Source organism: Arthrobacter sp. AQ5-05, assembly GCF_003287975.1.
Taxonomy (GTDB): domain Bacteria; phylum Actinomycetota; class Actinomycetes; order Actinomycetales; family Micrococcaceae; genus Paeniglutamicibacter.
This window is the reverse complement of record NZ_QMKQ01000047.1, coordinates 1-19,954: the sequence shown is the minus strand read 5'-3', so window position 1 is coordinate 19,954 and position 19,954 is coordinate 1. Positions and strand designations below refer to the sequence as shown.

Below are 19,954 nucleotides of genomic sequence, written 5' to 3'. Positions count from 1 at the left end.
CCTCAACAAGCTCGGCGGCAATGACGAACTGCTGGACATCGCCATGTCCCTGGAAGAGCGCGCGCTCAGCGACGATTACTTCATCTCGCGCAAGCTCTACCCGAACGTGGACTTCTACACGGGCCTGATCTACAAGGCCATGGGCTTCCCGGAGAAGATGTTCACCGTCCTCTTCGCCATCGGCCGCCTGCCGGGCTGGATTGCCCAGTACCGCGAAATGCTGCAGGACCCGGAAATGAAGATCGGCCGTCCGCGCCAGCTCTTCGTCGGCGAAACCGAACGCAACTACCCGAACCGCTAAGCCGCCAGGCTTCCCGCGGGTCATGGCATCCGCGGGTCGAGGCGCACGACAGCGATCCCGAGGGGGCCGGTGTCGTGGAAGGACATATCCTTCCACGACGCCGGCCCCCTCTTGCCGTGCCGCGGGGCGGCTGCCCGGTCCCCGGGTTTCGGGCCAATTGTGCGGTTTCGGGCTTATCCTTGAGATAGGCGAGGGAATGGAAAGAAACGAGTGTGCCCGAATGGTGCAGGATTCTGGATCCGGTTGGAAGGTTTCGGCTGATACCCACAAGGAGATGATGCTGGCACTGTACTTTCGGGACCTGGCGGCCATCGAACCGCTTGGAACGCCGTGCCTGGCTCCGCTGACCCCCAAGGTCAAACCCGCTGCAGCGAGTGAACTGGCGGACCATTCGGCCGGGGAACTTCGCCAGGAGTGGCAGAGCTGGTGGGAGAGCATCATTTCCAACACCCACCCGGCCATCGACATCCATGCGGAGCCGGATTTCGCGGACTTCTCCGATTCGCCGAGCCTGCAGCACCTGCTGCGTGCCCACTACGGCAACGCCTACACTTGGACGCAGAACCGCCTGGGGGAGTACCAGGAGTTCTGCCTGGACAACACCAAGGAGCGCCTGGCGTTGGTGGCGCAGCTCTTTGCCGAGCGCGAGCTCGAAGGGAAGAATGTGTCCGACCTGCACCTGAAGCTGGTGGAGTTGCCGCTGGCCGAACGCCGCGCCTGGTTCGTGGAGCCGGACACCGTGATCCTCAGCCAGGACCTGATGCGCGATGCGACGCTCTTCCGCAGCTACCTGCAGCCGATCATCGACATGTTGACCTAGCTCCCGGGCAGAAGCTATTTTCCGGTGCCGGCCAGGGAAACCACGACATACCCGTCGCTGGTTGCCGCGGGCACCCAGTGGCCCTCGGAGCGGTTCCACACCAGCCCGGCGTAGGAGACCGACTCGGTGTGCTGCTTGTCCGCGTTGGCCACGGCCCATTGGGCGATGGCCCAGCCCTGCTTCCCGCGCACCGGGATCCGCACCCGGTTCCCGCCCAGCACCTGCGCCGACTTGCCCGTGGCCGCCTTGAGGTCCGCGGCCACGTCCCGGGCCGACCCGGCGCCTTCGGCCGGGCGCAGCGTGCAATTCAGTGTCGAGGGCGAGGCCCCGGTCAGTGCCGAGGCGAAGGCCGCCGCCTTCTCCTCGTGCGGGGCGTAGGCCAGCGGGAAGCCCGAGCGCTGCACGCGCTGCGCGGCGTCGGTGAGCGACATGGAGCCGTAGTCGAACGTCTCCAGCTCCTGGAAGAAGCGGTTGGCCGCGTACAGCGGGTCCATGACCTGGGCTTCGGTGCCCCAGCCCATCGAGGGTCGCTGCTGGAACAGGCCCCGGGAATCGGGTCCGGCGTTGTCGCCGTAGTCGATGTTGGTGAGCTTGGATTCCTGCAGGGAGGTGGCGATGCCGATGGTCGCGGCCCGCGTGGGCATTCCGCGCCGGGTGGCCACCGCGGCGATCAGTGCCGCGTTCGAGGCCTGGTCCGGGCCCAGGGTGTGCAGCGTCGAACCCACCAGCGCGGTGCATTTTTGCCGCACCGCCGCGGTGTCCAGTCCGATGAAGTTCACCGCCGCGTAGAGCCCGCCGCCAATCAGCCCGATGGCCAGGGTCAACGCGAGCAGCGTGCGGCCCCAGCGGCGCGGCCCGCGGTGCCGTCCGTGCTGCTCCTGCACCTGCCCCGAGCCCAGCGAGAGCACGCGTTGGTGTGCATCAATTGGCATGCAGGATGCTGTTCAATTCAACGTGTTGGCCCGCGCGCGGCAGCGCCTCCACGGCCCCGGAAATCGAGTTGCGGCGGAAGAGCAGGTTGGGCACACCTGAGAGTTCCACGGCCTTGACCACGCTGTCTCCGAGTTGGACGCGGGTTCCGGCGGTGACGTACAGGCCGGCCTCGACCACCGAGTCGTCGCCGATGGAGATGCCCACGCCCGAGTTGGCGCCCAGCAGCACGCGCTGGCCGATGGTGATGCGCTGCTTGCCGCCGCCGGAGAGCGTGCCCATGATCGAGGCGCCGCCGCCCACGTCCGATCCGTCGCCGACCACGACCGAGGAGGAGATGCGCCCCTCGACCATGGAGTGGCCCAGGGTGCCGGCGTTGAAGTTCACAAATCCCTCGTGCATGACGGTGGTGCCCTCGGCCAAGTGCGCGCCCAGGCGCACCCGCCCGCCGTCGGCGATGCGCACGCCGGTGGGCACGACGTAGTCGAGCATTCGGGGGAACTTGTCCACCCCGTAGACCGTCAGCGTTCCGCGGGAGCGCAGCCTCAGGCGGGTGGTTTCGAAGTTGCCCACGGCGCAGGGCCCGAAGTTGGTCCACACGACGTTTTGCAGCAAGCCGAAGGCCCCGTCGAGGTTGACGTTGTTCGGCGCCACCAGGCGGTGGGAGAGCAGGTGCAGGCGCAGCCAGACATCGGGTGCGTCCGCGGGGGCCACATCGAGGTTGATCTCCAACGCGATGACCGACTGGGTGGTGCCGCGCTCCTTGTCGTCGCGGGCGGCGGCGGCGAGGTCGCCGGAGACCTGCGCGGCGTCCTCGAGGACTGCCAGCACCGGATGGGGGAACCAGACGTCCAGCACCGCGCCGTCGGATGCGTAGGTGGCCAGGCCGTGGGCCGAGGCGATCCTGAGGTCCTGTGTGGAAGCATGCGTCAGTCTGGTGTCTACCGGAGTCATGAATCAATCCTAGCGCGGGCGCCGGTACTAATCTTGGATTGTGCACAGCAAACCCAGCCCCGCTTCCGCCATCCGCCCCGCCGCCCCCTTCGAATTGGACCTGCGGGGGGACGTGGCCGACTTGACCGCCCGCCTGATGGACATCGAGTCGGTTTCCGGCAACGAGGGACCGCTGGCCGACGCCATCGAATCGGCCCTGCGCCATTTCCCGCACCTGGTGCTGCACCGGGACGGGGACGCGATCGTGGCCCGCACCATGCTCGGGCGCCCGGAGCGGGTGGTGCTGGCCGGGCACCTGGACACCGTGCCGCTGCCCACCACGCCCGGGGCGAGGGGAACCGTGCCGGTCAGCTGGGAGGGCGAGACGCTCTACGGGCGCGGGGCCACCGACATGAAGGGCGGGGTCGCTGTCCAGTTGGCGTTGGCGGCCACCCTGGAGAACCCCAACCGGGACGTGACCTTCATCTTCTACGACCACGAAGAGGTCGAGGGCTCCAAGTCGGGCCTGGGCCGGCTCTTCCGCAACAGCCCCGAGCTGCTGGCCGGGGACTTCGCGATCCTGCTCGAGCCCACCCACGGGACGGTGGAGGGCGGCTGCAACGGCACCAGCCGCTACAAGGTGCGCACCCGCGGCGTCGCGGCCCACTCGGCCCGCGCCTGGATGGGCGAGAACGCCATCCACGCCGCGGCGCCCATCCTGCGCATCCTGGCCGACTACGGCCCCAGGACCGTGGACGTGGACGGGCTGGCCTACCGCGAGTCGCTCAACGCCGTGCGCATCACCGGGGGCATCGCCGGGAACGTGATCCCGGACTTCTGCGAGGTCGAGGTCAACTACCGCTTCGCCCCGGACAAGGACGTGGCGGCCGCCGAGGCCCACGTGTTCGAGCTGTTCAAGGACTTCGAGATCATCCGCACCGATGGCGCTCCCGGCGCGCGGCCCGGGCTGCAGCACCCGGCGGCGGCCTCCTTCGTGGCGGCCGTGGGTCGGGAACCGAAGCCGAAGTTCGGGTGGACCGACGTCGCCCGCTTCTCCGAGCTGGGGATTCCCGCGGTGAATTTCGGCCCGGGCGATGCGCTGCTGGCGCATTCCGACGACGAACACGTCACCCGCGCGGCCATCCACGAGTGCCTGGCCGCACTGAACCTCTGGTTGGGCGGGAAACCGGCCACCGGCGAAGGGCCATAGCGGAAGCGTCCGCAGGGGTGCACAGGCAAAAGGGCCGGGCGGCAGTCCGGGCCTCGTGGAATACGAGGTCGACTGCTGCCCGGCCCTTGGCCGTTGCGCTCAGGAGCGGCGCCCGGATAACGGGGATCAGCCCTTGGGGTTGCCGCCCGGGACCGTGGTGTTCAAATCGGCGACCACAACGGGCACCGCTGGGTCCAGCGGCTTGCCGGCACTGATGCCGCGGCTGCTGAGCCGCCCCGCCACCACGGTGGCCAACTTCGAGAGTCCGAAGTTGATCAGGATGAAGATGACAGCCACAACCACCAGCGCCTGCAGCACGTTCGCGTTGCCGGTGCCGATGAGCTTGCCGTTGAAGAGCAGTTCGTTGAAATTGATGATGTAGCCCAAGGCGGAGTCCTTCAAGATGACCACGAACTGGCCGATCAGCGCCGGCAGCATCGCAATGAGCGCCTGCGGGATCTCGATGTTGCGCAGCGACTGCCCGCGTGTCAGGCCGATGGCGATGCCGGCCTCGCGCTGGCCCTTGGGCAGGCCGAAGACGCCGGAACGTATCAGCTCGGCAACCACCGAGCCGTTGTACAGGGTCAGTCCCACGACCACTGCGACGAACGGTGCATCGCTCGGAGCCACGATCCCGGAGCGGGCCAGGATGATCCACAGGAAGATCATCATCAGCAGCACCGGGACGGCGCGGAAGAATTCCACGACGATCGAGCTGATCCAGTTGATGACCTTGTTGGTGGACAGGCGCCCGATGCCGAAGATGAACCCGAAGAGCATCGAGGTGACGATGGCGACGGCTGCCGCCCTGAGGGTGTTAAGCAGGCCCGGGATCAGGTAGTTCTCCCAGATGGAGCCCTTGCCGAACACCGCCCACTTTTCAGGAGCCAGCTGCCCGGCGTCGTTCATGACCTTGTAGAGGTAGTAGACCAGGGCGAGGGCAATCAACAGGCCAATGATGTTGACGATGACGACGCGGCGACGGGCCTTGGGGCCCGGGGCGTCGAAAAGGACCGATTCGGAGACTTTCATCGTGCCACCGCCAACTTCTTGGATAGGTAGGTGGTCAGCACTCCGACGGGGATCACAACGATCACGAAGAACACGGCGATGGTGAGGAAGATCAGGATTCCGACATCTGCGCGGAACTCAAGCATGGTCTTCATGAGTCCGGAGATCTCGGCCACCGATCCGGCCACCGCGACCGTGGTGTTCTTGATCAAGGCGATCAGCACGTTGCCCAGCGGGGCAATGGCCCCACGGAAGGCCTGCGGCAAGATGATCATGCGGGCGGCCGGAAGGAAGCTCAGTCCGATGGCCCGTGCCGCTTCCGCCTGCCCCAAGGGCACGGTGTTGACGCCGGAACGGATGGCTTCACAGACGAACGCCGAGTGGTAGATCGTCAAGCCAACGATGGCGATCTGGAAGAAGTTGAGGTTGAAATCCGAGCTGAACTGGACCTTGAAAACGCCGAAGAGCACCAGCACGCCAAAGGTCATGATGATGGTCAGCGGGGTGTTTCGGAAGATGTTCACGTATGAGGTCCCGAATGCACGGAAGCTTGGCACCGGCGAAATACGCATCAGTGCCAGGATCGTGCCCAGGACCAACGACCCGATGGCTGCCCAAAATGTCAGCTGCAGGTTGCCCCAGAAGGCGGACATCATTTGTCCGCCGTATTCATCCCATAGGGAAAGGTAGCCTTGCACGGCTTACTCCTTTAGGGTGCGGTTGGTGGAGGACCCACCCGGCACGGATCTCGTGCCGGATGGGTCCGATGAAGATACAGTCAACGACTAGGCGCAGGGCTCAGGCGTCGGAGGGTTCAGCTTGGCATTCGGGGTGTAGCCGGTGCCCTCGGTGTTGGCCTTGAGCGACTTCTCCCATTCACCGGAATCGATCATTTTCGTGATGGCCTTGTTGACGTCGGCGCAGGTGGTGTTTTCCTTGTTCAGGCCAACTCCGTACTTCTCCTCGGAGAAGGTGTTGCCAACGACCTTGAACTTGCCCTTGTTTGCGGGGGTTGCTGCCAGGCCGGCGAGGATGATGTCATCGGTGGTGACGGCGTCGATGCCGCCGGTTTCCAGCAGACCGAGGCAGTCGGCGTAGCCGCCCTGCTCAACGAGTGCGACACCGGGGTAGGAATCGGAGACCTTCTTGGCCGAGGTCGAACCGGTCACCGAGCAAAGCTTCTTGCCCTTCAAGGTGTCCGGTCCGGTGATGGACGTGTCGTCCTGGCGGACCAGCAGATCCTGGCCTGCAACGAAGTACGGGCCGGCGAAGGCCACGCGCTCCTTGCGGGCATCGGTGATCGAGTAGGTTGCGAAAATCATGTCAACCTGCTTGGTCTCCAACAGGGTTTCGCGGTTCGCCGACGGTGCGGAGATCCATTCGATCTTGTCTTCCTTGAAGCCAAGCTCGTTGGCAACGTACTTGGCGACATCAACGTCGAAGCCGGTGTATTTGTCGCCGTCCTTGAACCCGAGGCCCGGCTGGTCGAACTTGATGCCGATCTTGACGGTGTCGCCGCCGCCGGTATCTCCGCCGGAACCGCCGCAGCCGGTCAGTGCCAGCGCCGCGGCCGCGGCCATTGCTGCTATTGCTGAAATGCGAGACTTACGCATCGTTTCTCCTTGTTTGGTCAAGGATGAGAGCGAGTTTCTCATCCATCGAGCACGAAATGTCCGTGGGTGGCCCTAGTTCGTGATGAGCTTGCCGAGGAAGTCCTTGGCGCGGGCACTCTGGGGGTTGGTAAAGAACTGGTCGGGCGTCGCTTCTTCAACGATCTGGCCGTCTGCCATGAATATCACGCGGTCGGCGGCCTTGCGGGCGAAGCCCATCTCGTGGGTCACCACGATCATGGTCATGCCTTCCTTGGCCAGGCCGACCATGGTGTCGAGTACCTCGTTGATCATTTCCGGGTCCAATGCGGAGGTCGGCTCGTCAAAGAGCATGACCTTCGGACGCATGGCCAGGGCGCGGGCGATGGCTACGCGTTGCTGCTGGCCGCCGGAGAGCTGCGCCGGAAGCTTGTCCTTCTGGTTTGCAACGCCAACGCGCTCCAGGAGGGTGAGGGCGAGCTTGTCGGCTTCGGATTTCTTCATCCCCTTTGCCTTGATCGGGCCGAGGGTTACGTTCTCCAAAATCGTCTTGTGTGCAAAAAGGTTGAACGACTGGAAAACCATGCCGACATCGGCACGGAGTTTGGCCAGCATTTTCCCTTCTTCTGGCAACACCTTTCCATCGATCTCAATGGTTCCGGTGTCGATGGTTTCCAGGCGGTTGATGGTGCGGCATAGGGTCGATTTGCCCGAGCCCGAGGGGCCCAGAACCACGACGACCTCACCCTTGGTGACTTCAAGGTTGATGTTCTGCAGAACATGGAGTTGGCCATAGTGCTTGTTCACTGCGGATAGCCTGACGATGGGAGTCAGGTCCGACTTAGCGCTATTCGAGTGGGAATCGGTGCTCATGACATGAACCCTATCCGAAGTGACACGCTTCACGGCGACATTTTGGCCAGTCGATGCCAAATCTTTGCCTTAACGCGCCGTGACGCGGCCAGTGGGAACGGGTATTGCCGATACAGTGGGGGGCATGCAACGCCAGAATTCGCAATCCAAGAACTTCGATTCCCTTCCGGATCCCGCACGCAGGAAGGGCTCGGTTGTCTTGCGCCGGGCGCAGGCTAAAACCGAGCAATCCGACGCCTACTTGCTTGATACTCGCGAAAACCAGGATTTCACCCATTCCGATCCTTGGCGGGTGCTCCGCATCCAGAGCGAATTCGTTGAGGGGTTCGGCGCGCTTGCCGGGTTGGGGCCGGCGATCAGTGTGTTCGGTTCAGCCCGCACGTCGCGTGGATCCGAACGGTACATCCAGGCCGAGAAGATCGGCGAACTCATTGCTGCCGCCGGGGTGGCAGTGATCACCGGCGGTGGTCCCGGGGCCATGGAAGCCGCGAACAAGGGCGCCGTGGCTGCCGGTGGGATCTCCGTCGGATTGGGCATCGAGCTCCCCTTCGAAACCGGTCTCAACGAGTGGGTGGACCTTGGAATCAATTTCCGGTATTTCTTTGCCAGAAAGACGATGTTCGTCAAGTACTCGCAAGGATTCATCGTCCTGCCCGGCGGCTACGGAACGTTGGATGAACTCTTCGAGGCTCTGACCCTGGTCCAAACGGAAAAGGTCACGGGATTCCCGATTGTTTTGGTGGGCACATCCTATTGGGGTCCGCTTCTGGAATGGCTGAGAAACACCGTTGCCGAAGAGGGCGCAATATCGGTTTCGGACATTGACTTGATCCACATCACCGACGATATCGAAGAAGCCGTGGATATCGTGGTCAATTCCGCCCGCCCCAATGGGTTTATTGCTGCCGAATAGAACCCGACAGGTTCATTCCCCACACCGAAGGAGTCCAAGGTTGGTGTACATGTTGCTGGTGGTCGCCATCGTAGTGCTCGGTGCCGGGGTGTGCCTCGGAGTTGGTACCAAACGCAGTCGCACCAGCCAGGACGGACGCCGTTTCGAACCGATTCGTGGTCCGCTCCAAGGGCTGGTGGAGCCCGTTGCCAGTTTGCCGCCGGTGCTCCTTCCCGCGCGGCCAAGCGCCGAGGACGTCGACTCGGTGAATTTCTCGTTGGGCCTGCGTGGGTACCGCTGCGATCAAGTCGACGAGGTCCTCGATGCGCTTTCGGTCGAGATTGGCAGGTTGCATGAGGTCATCGCGGCACACGGAAAAGACCCTGTGATTAGCAACACGAGCCTTTCTTCGGAATAATAGGACGTAGCAAGTTGAAAGCGGATCACTAACGTCTTGATTCGCCGATTAACTCACCACTGGGTGAAGGGCATTAAACCCCTTTACCTCAAATGAAAGGGAACAGCGCTAATGGCTGCGATGAAACCACGTACCGGGGATGGTCCGATGGAAGTCACAAAGGAAGGCCGTAGCCTGATCATGCGCGTACCGATTGACGGTGGCGGACGTCTGGTTGTCGAGCTGAATGCCGACGAGGCCGCCGAGCTGCGCGAATGCTTGGTTGGTGCCACCGAGTAGTACTCGGTGTCGAAATGCCGCGGGGCGGGACTTGGCCAGTGAGGCCAGGTGCCCGCCCCGCGGTGTGCCATGGGGCGGACGCAGCCCGGCGATGATGGAACCAGGTGGCGCTTCAGGCCGCAGGGGGTCAAGCTAGCCCACGCGGGCCGCGATCTGCAGGCCCAGTCCCGTGGGGACCAGTGTGGAGACGAATCGTTCATCCTCACGCAGCATGCGGGTCGCATTGCGCGTGGCCACGGTGCTGGGCTGGCGCACGGCCGGCTTGGGGACGCGATGTTGGTCGAAGGCGTCGTGCATGATGACCATCCCGCCGGTCTTGACCAGGCGAATGGCCTGGGTGACGTACTCGAGCAGATGCGTCTTGTCGGCGTCGATGAACACCAGGTCGTAGGCTCCGTCGGTGAGCCTGGGCAGTACGGCTTGGGCTCGGCCGGAAATGGCGCGGGTGCGCGAACCGTCGATGCCCGCATCATGGAATGCCTCGCGGGCCGCGGCCAGGTGGTCGACATCGATGTCGATGGTGGTCAATGCGGACTGCTTTCCCGCGCCGCGCAGCAGGCTGGTGCCCGACACACCGACTCCCGTCCCGATTTCCACGATGTTCCGGGCCCCGGAGACGGCGGCCAGGACCGTGAGGAACCCGGCGGTGGCCGAACCCACCGATTCGACCCCCAGCTCGCGTCCGCGTTCGCGGGCCCGCTCGAGCACCGCATCCTCCTGGGTCTGGGCCTGTGCGTATGTCCAGCTGCTAAAGATGTCCAGGTTCATGGTTGTGCAGCAAGTCCTTTGCGGTGCAAGAGTGTTAGATGAGCGGGCGGCTCGCCCGGCGACCGGCAGCGGAACCGATCGCGTCGGAGGGAAAGCCCTGCGCCCATCTTATCCCCGTGCGGTTATCCCCGTGCGGGTGACCGTGCCGGGGCGCCAAACCAAAGTGGGGGCACAGGCCGCTTTCAGCTTCTGCTCAGGAGCCTGCGCGAGACTTGTTGTCGTGAACGCATCGAATTTGTCCGTGACCAGCGACGTACGCTCCCTTGAGGAGCCTGCGGAGCACACGGTGCCCAGCTGGGACGAAATCGTCAGGGACCATTCGCCGCGGGTATACCGCCTGGCCTACCGGCTGACCGGCAACCGGCAGGACGCCGAGGACCTGGCCCAGGAGACCTTTGTCAGGGTCTTCCGCTCCCTGCACACCTTCACCCCCGGCACCATTGGCGGCTGGCTCCACCGCATCACCACGAACCTGTTCCTGGACCAGGCCCGCCGCAAGTCCCGGATCCGCTTTGACGGACTGGCCGAGGACGCGGAAGCCAAGATCCCCGGGACCGCACCGGGCCCGGAACGCAGTTTTGAATACAACAACCTGGATGTCGACGTGCAGGCGGCGCTCGAAGCGCTGAGCCCCGAATTCCGGGCGGCCGTGGTCCTGTGCGACCTGGAAGGCCTGTCCTACGAGGAGGTCTCCGAGGCGCTGAACGTGAAGCTTGGCACGGTGCGTTCACGCATCCACCGCGGGCGGGGAATGCTCCGTGAGAAGCTGGCCCACCGCAACCCCGCCGCCAGGCAGCCTGCAACGATGACGTTGCCCAAGATTCGGCGGACGATCCCGGGAGTGCGCTAAGGCATGCATCGTTACGAACGTTGGATGGGTGAATACGCCGCCGGCTCCCTGGACGGGCGCCGCGCGCAGGCATTGGAACGGCATGTGCGGCATTGCGCGCAGTGTTCGGCGGCGCTGGGGCATGCCCGGCGCGTCGGATCGCGCGGACCCGCGTCGGTGCCCCGTCCGCTGGGCCCGTTGAATGCCCAAACCCTGCTGGGCACCCATTACTCGCTGCCGCGCGAACGCGAGGCCGGATCCCGCCGTGCCGGCTCCTTCGTGCCCATGGCCGTGCTGCTGATGGTTTTCGCCCTGGTGGGCACGATCGCCGCGATGTCATGGTTCCTCGGCGCACCTGCCGCCCAGGGCGCACCGGAGCATGATCCGGCCGAATCCTTCAGCGCCTCGGCCCGCAACCTGGATGCCGAAGCCATCAACCAATTGCGCCAGGCCGGCTGGACCTGCCCGGTGATCGAAGCCGCGGGGTTCACCCTCACCTCCGCCACCGGGACGCTGAACAAGGGCGAGGCGACCGTGACCCTGGTGCTGAGCGACAGCCAGCACACCGTGCAGGTGGCCGAGACCCGTGCCCTTTCCGGCAGCCCGGCCGCATTGCTGCAGAAGTCCGTGGCGGCCGGGGCCACCACCGACCCGACCTCGGGCATGCTCACCGAGCTGGGGCACCGACTGGGCGCCAAGGCCGCGGCCGCGGTCACGTATGCTGATGGAACCGCCACGTTGAACATGGAAGACGTCAAGTACAAGGTCACCACGAACCTTTCCAAGTCAGACGTGGAAGGGATCCTGCAGCGGCTGGTCGTGGGGGAGCACACGCGCATCGTGTCCCTGGACCCGGCGGCCGAGAATTTCTCCCAACGTCTGCTGCGCGGCTTTTCCCGCCTCATGGTTTTGGACTTCCAATAGCAAATGGCCTCACCGCCGCTCGAAAGCAGGTAGTCTACAAAGGTGTTTTTGGGAATCAATGGCAGTGAACTGCTCGTGCTTGCGGTGTTGGCCGTGGTTATCTTGGGACCCGAAAAGCTCCCGGAATACGCCGCCCAGCTGGCGCGCCTGGTCAAGGAGCTGCGCCGGATGGCCACCGGCGCCAAGGAACAGCTGCGCGAGGAAGTCGGCGACGACATCGCCGACATGGACTGGCGCAAGCTCGACCCGCGCCAATACGACCCGCGAAAGATCATCAAGGACGCGCTGCTCGAGGACTTCGAGGATGCGGTGTCCGCGGTGAAGCAAAGCCCTGCCATCGAGCAGCGTCCGGTGGCGATCGCCCGGAGCGCTCCGCTGGCCCCGCTCGAGCCGGCGCCCTTCGACAACGAGGCGACCTGACCCCACGGCCCGTGCCCCCGAAGGGGGCCTCCCGCATCGGGGTTCCGGACAAGGAACTTGAACAAGGAAGGCGGCATCCACTGGATGCCGCCTTTGTGCTGCCCGCCGGGTAGGTGCAGGCTTGACCGGCCCGCGCAGGCGCGGGGTGGGAGCGTCGGTGTGCCTAGACCGGGGTGACGCCCAGTTTCAGGCCCGCCAGGCCGCGTGGGCGGCGGGTGAGGGCCCGTGACATGGCAACGATCTGCGCCGCGGCCGGCGACTCGGGGTGCGAGAGCACCAGCGGCACCCCCGCATCGCCCCCGGCCCGCAGCATCGGATCCAGCGCGACCTGTCCCAGCAGCGGAACCTCGGTGCCCAGCACCAGTTCCAGGCGCTTGGCCAGCTCCGCCCCGCCCCCGGCGCCGAAGACCTCCATGGTGGACCCGTCGGGCAACACCAGCCAACTCATGTTCTCGATGACGCCCACTACCTTCTGCCCGGTCTGCACCGCAATGGACCCGGCGCGCTCGGCGACCTGGGCGGCTGCGGCCTGCGGGGTGGTGACCACCACCAGCTCGGAGCCGGGGAGCAGCTGGGAGACGGAGATGGCGATGTCACCGGTGCCCGGGGGCAGGTCCAGCAGCAGCACATCCAGGTCCCCGAAGTGCACATCGGTGAGGAATTGCTCCAGTGCCCGGTGCAGCATCGGCCCGCGCCAGATCACCGGCTTGTTGTCCGGCACGAACATGCCGATGGAGATGACCTTGACCCCGTGGGCCACCGGCGGAAGGATCATCTCGTCAACGCGGGTGGGCTTCGCATCCGGGATGCCCAGCAGCCCGGGGATGGAGAAGCCGTGCACGTCGGCGTCGATGAGCCCGACGCGCAGCCCGTCGGCGGCCATCGCGCAGGCCAGGTTGGCGGTCAGCGAGGACTTGCCGACCCCGCCCTTGCCGCTGGCGATGCCGATGACCCGGGTCAGTGAGGAGGGGTCGGAGAACGGGATGGAGCGGCTTTTCAGCGACTCGCGCAGCTCGGCCCGCTGTGCCGGGCTCATCACTCCCAGCTCCAGCTTCACCTCGGTGACCTCGGGCAGGCGTGCCAGGGCGGCGGTGACGTCGGCCTCGATGGTGGAGCGCATCGGGCAGGCGGCGATGGTCAGCAGCACCTTCACGCGTGCGGTGCCATCGGCCAGGACGGCCGATTCGACCATGCCCAGCTCGGTGATGGGGCGGCGCAGCTCGGGGTCCTGGACGGTGGCCAGGGCTCCAACGAGCCGGGGTTCAAGGCTCATGGGGTGTCGTTCCTTCGGGTGCGCCGTTCGCGGCGCGGCGCGGGGACCTGGGGGATCAGCCCGGTGTTGGTGGAGGTGCGGTCGCGGCGCCGCGGGTTGCGGGCGCGCAGGTTCAGTTCCTCGCCGTCGCTGGTTTCCAGCAGGTCCTCCAGGGCCGAGCGCAGCTCGGAGCGGACGTAGTCGCGGGTGGCGACGTCGCGCAGGGCGATGCGCAGCGCGGCGAGCTCGCGGGTGAGGTACTCGGTGTCCGAGAGGTTGCGCTCGGCCCGGCCGCGGTCCTCGGTCAGCGAGACCCGGTCGCGGTCGTCCTGCCGGTTCTGGGCCAGCAGCAGCAGCGGGGCCGCGTAGGAGGCCTGCAGCGAGAGCATCAGGGTCAGCGCGGTGAAGCCCAGCGCGGCGGAGTCGAAGCGCCAGCCCTCGGGGGCCAGGGTGTTCCAGATCAGCCAGAACACGCAGAAGATCGTCATGTAGAAGAGGAACTGCGGGGTGCCCATGAAACGTGCGAATTTCTCGGTGCTGGACCCGAACCTGTCGGGGTTCGGGGAGAAGCGCGGGAAGAAGCGGGCGCGCGCGGTCATCGGGGTGTCGAGGCCGGTCGACACCTTCCGGTTCTCAGCCATGGGGCCCTCCGTTCACTGGTGGTTTCGGGGTTCCGGACAGCTCGGTGTCCGGGGCATGCACGGCGGCGCCGTCTGGGTGGTCGTCGTGGGTGCGCCAGTCGTCGGGCAGCAGGTGGTCCAGCACGTCATCGACGGTCACCGCTCCGACGAGCCGTCCGTCGTCGTTCACCACGGCCAGCGAGGTCAGGTTGTAGCTGGCCAGGGTGCGGGCGACCTCGGCGACCTGAGCCAGGTCGTCGATGGGCTCGACGTCGGAGTCCAGGATGTTGCCCAGGGACTCGGGCGGCGGGGTGCGCAGCAGCGCCTGGATGTGCACTGCCCCCAGGTATCGCCCGGTGGGGGTCTCCAACGGGGGACGGGTGACGAACACGGTGGAGGCCAGCGCGGGGCTCAGTTCCTCGCGGCGCACCGCGGCCAGGGCCTCGGCGACGGTTGCCTCGGGGGAGAGGATCACCGGGACCGGGGTCATCATCGACCCGGCGGTGCCCTCGGCGTATTCGAGCAGGCGGCGCACGTCGCGCGCGTCCTCGGGCTCCATCAGCTCCAGCAGTGCGTGCTTGGTGTCCTCGGAAAGCTCGGAGAGCAGGTCGGCGGCGTCGTCCGGGTCCATTTCCTCCAGCACGTCCGCGGCGCGTTCCATGTCCAGGGCGGAGATGATCTGCACCTGCTCGTTGTCGGGCATTTCCTGCAGCACGTCGGCAAGGCGTTCGTCCTGCAGCTCGGAGGCGACCTCGACGCGGCGCTTGAGGTTCATCTCGTGCAAAGCGTCGGCGAAGTCGGCGGGCTTCATTTCGTCGTGGGCGGCGACGTAGGTGCTGGCGGCCTGCGGCTCGTGCAGCGCGGTGTGCACGATGGCGTCCCAGGGCACCAGCAGCCGCTCGCCGCGCGCACGGCGCAGCCCCAGCAGCCCGGAGGCCGGGTCGCCGCGCCGGACGTAGTAGTCGGCGATGATCCAGTCCCCGTTGCGTTCGCGGGCCAGCCCGATGTCCTCGACCACGGCGTTGCCGCTGCCGTCCTCGAACACCACGCGCCGGTCGAAGAGCTCTGCGGCGACCAGGATCTCCGCGCCGCGCTGGACGAAGCGGCGCATGTTCACCAGGCCGGTGCAGATGATCTGCCCGGACTCCATGGCCTGGATGCGGGTCATCGGCACGAAGACCCGGCGCTTTCCGGGCACCTCGACGACCACGCCGACGCATTGGGCGGGCTTGGTGGCCAGGCGCGAGATGACCACGACATCGCGCAGCCGTCCCAGGCGGTCGCCCAGGGGGTCAAAGACGTCAAGGCCCAGCAGGCGTGCGATGAAGACCTTCGTAGAATTGCTGCTCACGCTCTCTAGGCTACTGCCTGCGCTGCACCCGGACCCGGTTTGGTCGATGTGTTGAGCGCGACGCCGCCAAACCACGTCGGCGCGCCGCTTGCGCTTTCACCTTCAGCGATCAAGCCCGGTCTTCTGCCTGCACAACGTGCACAATGGTTATATGTCTTCCCCACTTGGTGCGTCCCCGTCCAACCCGAACTCGCTCGGCCTGCCGCGCGGCGAGCTTTTGGGGCGCTACAACACCTACCTGGACGCCCAGAAGGTGGTCGACTACCTGGCCGACAACGACTTCCCCGTCGCCAACCTCACGATCGTGGGCAACGACCTCAAGTCCGTGGAACGGGTCACCGCCAAGCTCAGCTACCCGAAGGTCGCCGCAGCAGGTGCGGCACAGGGCGCGATGTTCGGCGTGTTCGTCGGACTGGTGCTGACCATCTTCAGCCCGGGCTCCAACGCGCTGGCGCAGATCCTGTCCTCCGTGGGCATCGGCATGGCGATCTGGATGCTGGTGGGCGTGGTGAGCTACTCGTTCAGGCGCGGCAAGCGCGACTTCGCCTCGCAGTCCCAGGTGCTGGCCACCAGCTATGACGTGGTGGTCTCGTTCTCCCACGCTCATGCGGCACGTGCGATGGCCGCCAAGCTGCCGATGAGCCGCACCGCGGCAGATGCCGGGGTCGGCGCCAACCACGGCTCACACCAGCACCAGCCTCCGGTGCAGGCCCAGGCACCCGCCCAGCCGGAGGCACCCACGGTCCCGTCCGCTCCGTCGTCGGGCAGCTACTCGGATCTGCCCGACGGGCGCCCGCAGTTCGGCATCCGGATCCAGGACAACCCGCCCGTCGCTGCCCCCGCACCGGAGCCGGCCTCCGAGCCTGTCGCTGAACCGGAAGCGAAACCCGAAACCGAAGCACCCCGTGACGGCGATGCACCGGCATTGGACGGCTCGGGCTCCGAGACCCAGGACCAGGCGGAGCACGGCAAGCACTCCTAGAACGATGGTGCCGCGACCCGGCCAATCCGGTACGCGAACCGGAGGCACGCAAAGCCACGGGCGGAGCCGGGCAACAACGTGAAACAACAACGGCGGTCCTTCACCCGAAAGGGTGGGGACCGCCGTTGCCATGCCCGGAGCCATGCCCGTTGCCATGCCCGGAGCCGTCGGCCGGGCCGCGGTCGGAACTAGCCCTTGCGGACCTGCGCCATCCAGGCCTCGACGTCGGCCGGGGTGCGGGGCAGCGCCGCGGAGAGGTTCACGCATCCGTCGGCCGTAACCAGCACGTCGTCCTCGATGCGCACGCCAATGCCGCGGTATTCCTCCGGCACGGCAAGGTCCTCGTTCTTGAAGTACAAGCCGGGCTCGATGGTGAAGACCATGCCCTCCTCCAGGATGCCGTCCAGGTACAGCTCTGCCTTGGCCTGCGCGCAGTCGTGCACGTCCAGGCCCAGGTGGTGGCTGGTGCCGTGCGGCATCCAGCGGCGGTGCTGCTGGCCCTCGGGGGACAGCGCCTCTTCCAGCGACACCGGCAGCAGGCCCCAGGCGTCGAGGTTCTGCGCCAGCACCGTGACGGCGGCGGTGTGCAGGTCGCGGAACTTGGACCCGGGCTTGGCGACGGCGAAGGCGGCATCCGCCGCGTCGAGCACCGCCTGGTAGATCTTGCGCTGCACCTCGGTGTAGGCGCCGTTCACCGGAAGCGTGCGGGTCACATCGGCGGTGTACAGCGATTCGGCTTCGACACCGGCGTCCAGCAGCAGCAGGTCACCGTCGTTGACGGTGCCGTTGTTGTTGATCCAGTGCAGCACCGTGGCGTTGTTGCCCGAGGCGGCGATGGTGTCGTAGCCCAGGTCGTTGCCCTCTTCACGGGCACGGGCGAAGAAGGCGCCCTCGACCACGCGTTCGCCGCGTGTGTGGGCCATGGCGCGGTCCAGCGACTTGACCACATCGTGGAAACCGTTGACCGTGGCGGCCACCGACTTCTTCATCTCGCCGATTTCCCAGGCGTCCTTGACCAGGCGGATCTCACTCAGTGCTTCGGTGAGCTCCCCGTCCAATGCGTCGGATGCTTCCAAGTCCACGCCGGTGTTGATGCGCGAGGTGTCGACCAATGCGTCGCAGTTCAAATCGACATCGCGCAGCAGGCGGATGCGCATGCCGCCGAACTCCACCACTCCGGCATCGGTGGTGATGGCGAACTCCAGGCCGGTGAGGTCTGCGGTGGGCAGGCCCAGGCGCGCCTGCAACAGGGCCAGCGTCGGACGCGGGCCGATCCAGAATTCGCCGGTTCGGGCGCTGGAATAGAACTCCTCGGAATCGCGTCCGGCCATCGGGGCGAAGAAGAGCGTGGAAACGTGGTTCGAACCTTCGTCCCCGGAACCCTCGGCGGTTGGCTGCATGACCAGGACGGCGTCGGGCTCGTGGTCCAGGCCAAGCCCGGTGAGGTGGGCGAAGCCCGAGTGCGGGCGGAAGCGGTAGTCGGTGTCGTTGGAACGGACCTTGTGCGGCCCGGCCGGAATGACCAGGCGCTCGCCCGGGAAGCGGGCGGAAATCGCAGCGCGGCGTTTTGCCGCGTACGGTGCCACTTCGTCCTGCTCGGGAAGTTCGGCGGTGTCGGGGGCCCAGGAAGAGGCCATGAATGCCTTGAAGGCCTCGGAGTTGGGGCGCTGGGAACGGTTGTTCACGCGCTCTTCGAGGGGCTGGTCGCTGCCGGTGGTGGTGGTTGCATCAGTGCTCATTGACCAATCGTCTCAAAGCCCGGGCGCATACGCCAAGGCACCCGGCACTGTGCGTGGTTCCAGTGCTGGCGCGGCCCCTGCAATCGGCCCGATCAGGCAACTCCCAAGTGGCGGTCCAAGTCACAGCATCGACCCATGGTGCCTCCGGAGGTGTCCGTCCCGGGTCGAACACCGGGGGACCGCGCCCGTTGCCCGGCAGGAGAGGGGATACCCTGAGAGCTATGCGGATCGACCTTCATGCTCATTCACACGTTTCAGACGGGACGGAGCCTCCCGCCGATTTGGTTGCCTCGGCCAAGGCGGCCGGGCTTGACGTGGTTGCCTTGACCGACCATGACCAGACCGCCGGGTGGCAGGAAGCCGGTGCAGCCGCTCTCGAACTTGGCATCGGGCTGGTCCCCGGGATGGAGATCTCCTGCAAGACCGAGCTCGGCATCAGCGTCCATTTATTGTCCTACCTGCACGATCCTTCGCATCCGGGGCTGGTTGAGGAAATCGACAAGGCCCGCGACGCCCGCATCACCCGTGCCCGCCGCATGGTGGAGTTGCTCGCGGAAGACTATCCGGTGGACTGGGACATGATCGCCCGCCACTCGGCTCCCGGGGCAACCATTGGTCGACCACATATTGCCGACGCATTGGTGACTGCGGGGGTTGTCAGGACGCGCACCGAGGCCTTCGCCCAAGTGCTGACCGCACGTTCGCGCTATTACGTCGGGCATTACGCCATGGACCCGGTGACCGCCGTCAAACTCGTGCGCGAGGCGGGAGGCGTGCCAGTGTTTGCCCACCCAGTGGCCTCCGCCAGGGGCCGGGTGGTCGGCGAGGAAACATTCGAGCAAATGATCGAGGCTGGATTGCTTGGCCTGGAGATCAACCACCGTGACAACCCGGAAGAAGGGCGCGAGTATTTGCGGGCCATCGCCGCCGAACACGACTTGATCGTTACCGGGTCATCCGACTACCACGGCACCGGCAAGCCGAACAGGCTCGGCGAAAACACCACCACGGTGGAGATGCTTCAGAGGATCCTTGAAGCAGGAACGGGCACAGCACCGGTGGGCATGCCCGAATTGTCCTGAACGACCATTTCAGCACACCCCCGCTGCCAGTCCAGAACGGGCAGCGGGGTTTTTTGTGTGCCGCATCCGAGCCCTTGCCCTGCATTCCGGGTTGCGGTCAGGTCTATTCTTCGCGGTTTCGATGAGCCAGGCTGGCGATGAACCAGAAGTAGCTAAAATATCAATATCAAACGATATGGACAATTGGTAATTGATGCGGCTATCAAATATTAATCATGGGTTCTGAATGCTTCGGCGGAACGGGCGGCGGGTTGCCCTCAGCGGCGATTCTGCTGAATCGTTATTTCTCCCGCGAGCGGACTCATGGCATTCCTGCTAGTATCGGTTCAGTTGCTTTGATGAATGAAATATTTTTGTTGAGCTTTGTTCCAAGGTTTCACGTAGCAACTCACGACCACGACGGCATGAATTTCGCCGTCATATTGGACATGAATCGGCGTCGTGTTGGTGAGGATGACCTCCCGCGACCAATATCCGAAGTCCAATTATCCGGCTTGATGACCGGGTGGCTTAGCGCGCTCTGAATGCGTCCACGCCGGATGCATACTCGATTTCGTGTACGCGAAATCGATCATAATTGTGCCCTTGTTGGCCAGCGCGCACGTATGGCGGTCATAGTTCAAAAGCGGTTCCGAAAAAAGATTGATCCCGGCGCGTTAATCCTGTCCTGTATCCTGCGACAGTGTTAATTTTGGGCTATGCGAACCCCACAACTCAGCGATGAAGAGCGC

23 protein-coding genes are annotated in these 19,954 nt (G+C 65.4%); 12 read left to right on the top strand and 11 right to left on the bottom strand.

The features are described 5' to 3' along the window. Positions 1–301: citrate/2-methylcitrate synthase (locus DQ353_RS20410; protein ID WP_286166944.1), on the top strand; the 301-nt coding region annotated here is incomplete at its 5' end. Between the two features lie 277 nt (positions 302–578). Beyond that, positions 579–1,121 (top strand): hypothetical protein, encoded by a 543-nt coding sequence (locus tag DQ353_RS20405; protein ID WP_220094082.1) that lies wholly within the window; start codon positions 579–581, stop codon positions 1,119–1,121. A gap of 14 nt (positions 1,122–1,135) precedes the next feature. On the opposite strand, the gene DQ353_RS20400 is transcribed toward DQ353_RS20405, so the two are convergent. Continuing rightward, the gene (locus DQ353_RS20400; protein WP_181578534.1) at positions 1,136–2,053 is read right to left on the bottom strand and encodes a hypothetical protein; all 918 of its coding nucleotides are present in this window, start codon (positions 2,051–2,053) and stop codon (positions 1,136–1,138) included. After that, the gene (gene dapD / locus DQ353_RS20395; protein ID WP_113765019.1) at positions 2,043–3,005 is read right to left on the bottom strand and encodes a 2,3,4,5-tetrahydropyridine-2,6-dicarboxylate N-succinyltransferase; all 963 of its coding nucleotides are present in this window, start codon (positions 3,003–3,005) and stop codon (positions 2,043–2,045) included. Before dapD ends, DQ353_RS20400 begins: the two co-directional genes overlap by 11 nt. 37 nt (positions 3,006–3,042) lie before the next feature. Here dapD and dapE point away from each other — a divergent pair, with 37 nt between their 5' ends. After that, positions 3,043–4,194, top strand: coding sequence for a succinyl-diaminopimelate desuccinylase (gene dapE / locus DQ353_RS20390; RefSeq protein WP_113765018.1), 1,152 nt, complete (start codon positions 3,043–3,045; stop codon positions 4,192–4,194). A 126-nt stretch (positions 4,195–4,320) separates the two neighbouring features. On the opposite strand, the gene DQ353_RS20385 is transcribed toward dapE, so the two are convergent. From DQ353_RS20385 to DQ353_RS20370, 4 genes are all read right to left on the bottom strand, one after another. Beyond that, positions 4,321–5,226 (bottom strand): amino acid ABC transporter permease, encoded by a 906-nt coding sequence (locus DQ353_RS20385; protein WP_113765017.1) that lies wholly within the window; start codon positions 5,224–5,226, stop codon positions 4,321–4,323. Then, positions 5,223–5,903 (bottom strand): amino acid ABC transporter permease, encoded by a 681-nt coding sequence (locus DQ353_RS20380; protein WP_113765016.1) that lies wholly within the window; start codon positions 5,901–5,903, stop codon positions 5,223–5,225. The genes DQ353_RS20385 and DQ353_RS20380 overlap by 4 nt, the downstream gene beginning before the upstream one ends. 87 nt (positions 5,904–5,990) lie before the next feature. Beyond that, complete coding sequence (locus DQ353_RS20375; RefSeq protein ID WP_113765015.1) at positions 5,991–6,818, bottom strand: glutamate ABC transporter substrate-binding protein; 828 nt, start codon at positions 6,816–6,818, stop codon at positions 5,991–5,993. Between the two features lie 72 nt (positions 6,819–6,890). Then, complete coding sequence (locus DQ353_RS20370) at positions 6,891–7,667, bottom strand: amino acid ABC transporter ATP-binding protein (protein WP_113765014.1); 777 nt, start codon at positions 7,665–7,667, stop codon at positions 6,891–6,893. 124 nt (positions 7,668–7,791) lie between these two features. On the opposite strand from DQ353_RS20370, the gene DQ353_RS20365 reads away from it, so the two are divergent. The 3 genes from DQ353_RS20365 (at position 7,792) to DQ353_RS20355 (ending at position 9,256) form a co-directional block, all read left to right on the top strand. Beyond that, positions 7,792–8,580 carry an LOG family protein gene (locus tag DQ353_RS20365; protein WP_113765013.1) on the top strand — a complete coding sequence of 263 codons (789 nt, stop codon included), beginning with the start codon at positions 7,792–7,794 and terminating at the stop codon, positions 8,578–8,580. Positions 8,581–8,629: 49 nt separating this feature from the next. After that, complete coding sequence (locus DQ353_RS20360; protein ID WP_113765021.1) at positions 8,630–8,977, top strand: DivIVA domain-containing protein; 348 nt, start codon at positions 8,630–8,632, stop codon at positions 8,975–8,977. 111 nt (positions 8,978–9,088) lie between these two features. Continuing rightward, on the top strand, positions 9,089–9,256 hold the full coding sequence (locus DQ353_RS20355; RefSeq protein WP_007269948.1) for a DUF3117 domain-containing protein: 168 nt from the start codon (positions 9,089–9,091) through the stop codon (positions 9,254–9,256). 132 nt (positions 9,257–9,388) lie between these two features. Here DQ353_RS20355 and DQ353_RS20350 read toward each other — a convergent pair whose 3' ends face one another. Next, positions 9,389–10,024, bottom strand: coding sequence for an O-methyltransferase (locus tag DQ353_RS20350; RefSeq protein ID WP_113765012.1), 636 nt, complete (start codon positions 10,022–10,024; stop codon positions 9,389–9,391). Between the two features lie 220 nt (positions 10,025–10,244). On the opposite strand from DQ353_RS20350, the gene sigE reads away from it, so the two are divergent. Genes sigE through DQ353_RS20335 form a run of 3 tightly spaced genes read left to right on the top strand, consistent with a single transcriptional unit; the run spans position 10,245 to position 12,197 of the window. After that, positions 10,245–10,874 (top strand): RNA polymerase sigma factor SigE, encoded by a 630-nt coding sequence (gene sigE / locus DQ353_RS20345; protein ID WP_113765011.1) that lies wholly within the window; start codon positions 10,245–10,247, stop codon positions 10,872–10,874. Positions 10,875–10,877: 3 nt separating this feature from the next. Further along, positions 10,878–11,777, top strand: a complete 900-nt coding sequence (locus tag DQ353_RS20340) for a zf-HC2 domain-containing protein (RefSeq protein WP_113765010.1) — start codon at positions 10,878–10,880, stop codon at positions 11,775–11,777. Positions 11,778–11,819: 42 nt separating this feature from the next. Then, positions 11,820–12,197, top strand: a complete 378-nt coding sequence (locus tag DQ353_RS20335) for a sec-independent translocase (RefSeq protein WP_113765009.1) — start codon at positions 11,820–11,822, stop codon at positions 12,195–12,197. Between the two features lie 163 nt (positions 12,198–12,360). On the opposite strand, the gene DQ353_RS20330 is transcribed toward DQ353_RS20335, so the two are convergent. The 3 genes from DQ353_RS20330 to DQ353_RS20320 are packed head-to-tail and all read right to left on the bottom strand — an operon-like array spanning position 12,361 to position 15,420. Then, a complete protein-coding gene (locus tag DQ353_RS20330) occupies positions 12,361–13,470 on the bottom strand; it encodes an Mrp/NBP35 family ATP-binding protein (RefSeq protein WP_113765008.1) in 1,110 nt (369 codons plus the stop codon). After that, positions 13,467–14,090 carry a DUF1003 domain-containing protein gene (locus DQ353_RS20325; protein WP_113765007.1) on the bottom strand — a complete coding sequence of 208 codons (624 nt, stop codon included), beginning with the start codon at positions 14,088–14,090 and terminating at the stop codon, positions 13,467–13,469. The genes DQ353_RS20330 and DQ353_RS20325 overlap by 4 nt, the downstream gene beginning before the upstream one ends. Then, positions 14,083–15,420: a magnesium transporter MgtE N-terminal domain-containing protein gene (locus tag DQ353_RS20320; protein ID WP_286166943.1), complete on the bottom strand. Its 1,338-nt coding sequence runs from the start codon at positions 15,418–15,420 to the stop codon at positions 14,083–14,085. The genes DQ353_RS20325 and DQ353_RS20320 overlap by 8 nt, the downstream gene beginning before the upstream one ends. Before the next feature lie 151 nt (positions 15,421–15,571). Between DQ353_RS20320 and DQ353_RS20315 the strand changes: the two genes are divergently transcribed. Further along, the gene (locus DQ353_RS20315; RefSeq protein ID WP_113765006.1) at positions 15,572–16,402 is read left to right on the top strand and encodes a YflT domain-containing protein; all 831 of its coding nucleotides are present in this window, start codon (positions 15,572–15,574) and stop codon (positions 16,400–16,402) included. Between the two features lie 188 nt (positions 16,403–16,590). On the opposite strand, the gene DQ353_RS20310 is transcribed toward DQ353_RS20315, so the two are convergent. Beyond that, the gene (locus DQ353_RS20310) at positions 16,591–18,141 is read right to left on the bottom strand and encodes an aminopeptidase P family protein (protein WP_113765005.1); all 1,551 of its coding nucleotides are present in this window, start codon (positions 18,139–18,141) and stop codon (positions 16,591–16,593) included. Positions 18,142–18,362: 221 nt separating this feature from the next. Here DQ353_RS20310 and DQ353_RS20305 point away from each other — a divergent pair, with 221 nt between their 5' ends. Both DQ353_RS20305 and DQ353_RS21880 read left to right on the top strand, forming a co-directional pair. Beyond that, on the top strand, positions 18,363–19,223 hold the full coding sequence (locus DQ353_RS20305; protein ID WP_113765004.1) for a PHP domain-containing protein: 861 nt from the start codon (positions 18,363–18,365) through the stop codon (positions 19,221–19,223). A 215-nt stretch (positions 19,224–19,438) separates the two neighbouring features. After that, complete coding sequence (locus DQ353_RS21880) at positions 19,439–19,747, top strand: hypothetical protein (RefSeq protein WP_181578532.1); 309 nt, start codon at positions 19,439–19,441, stop codon at positions 19,745–19,747. Positions 19,748–19,954 lie beyond the last annotated feature (207 nt).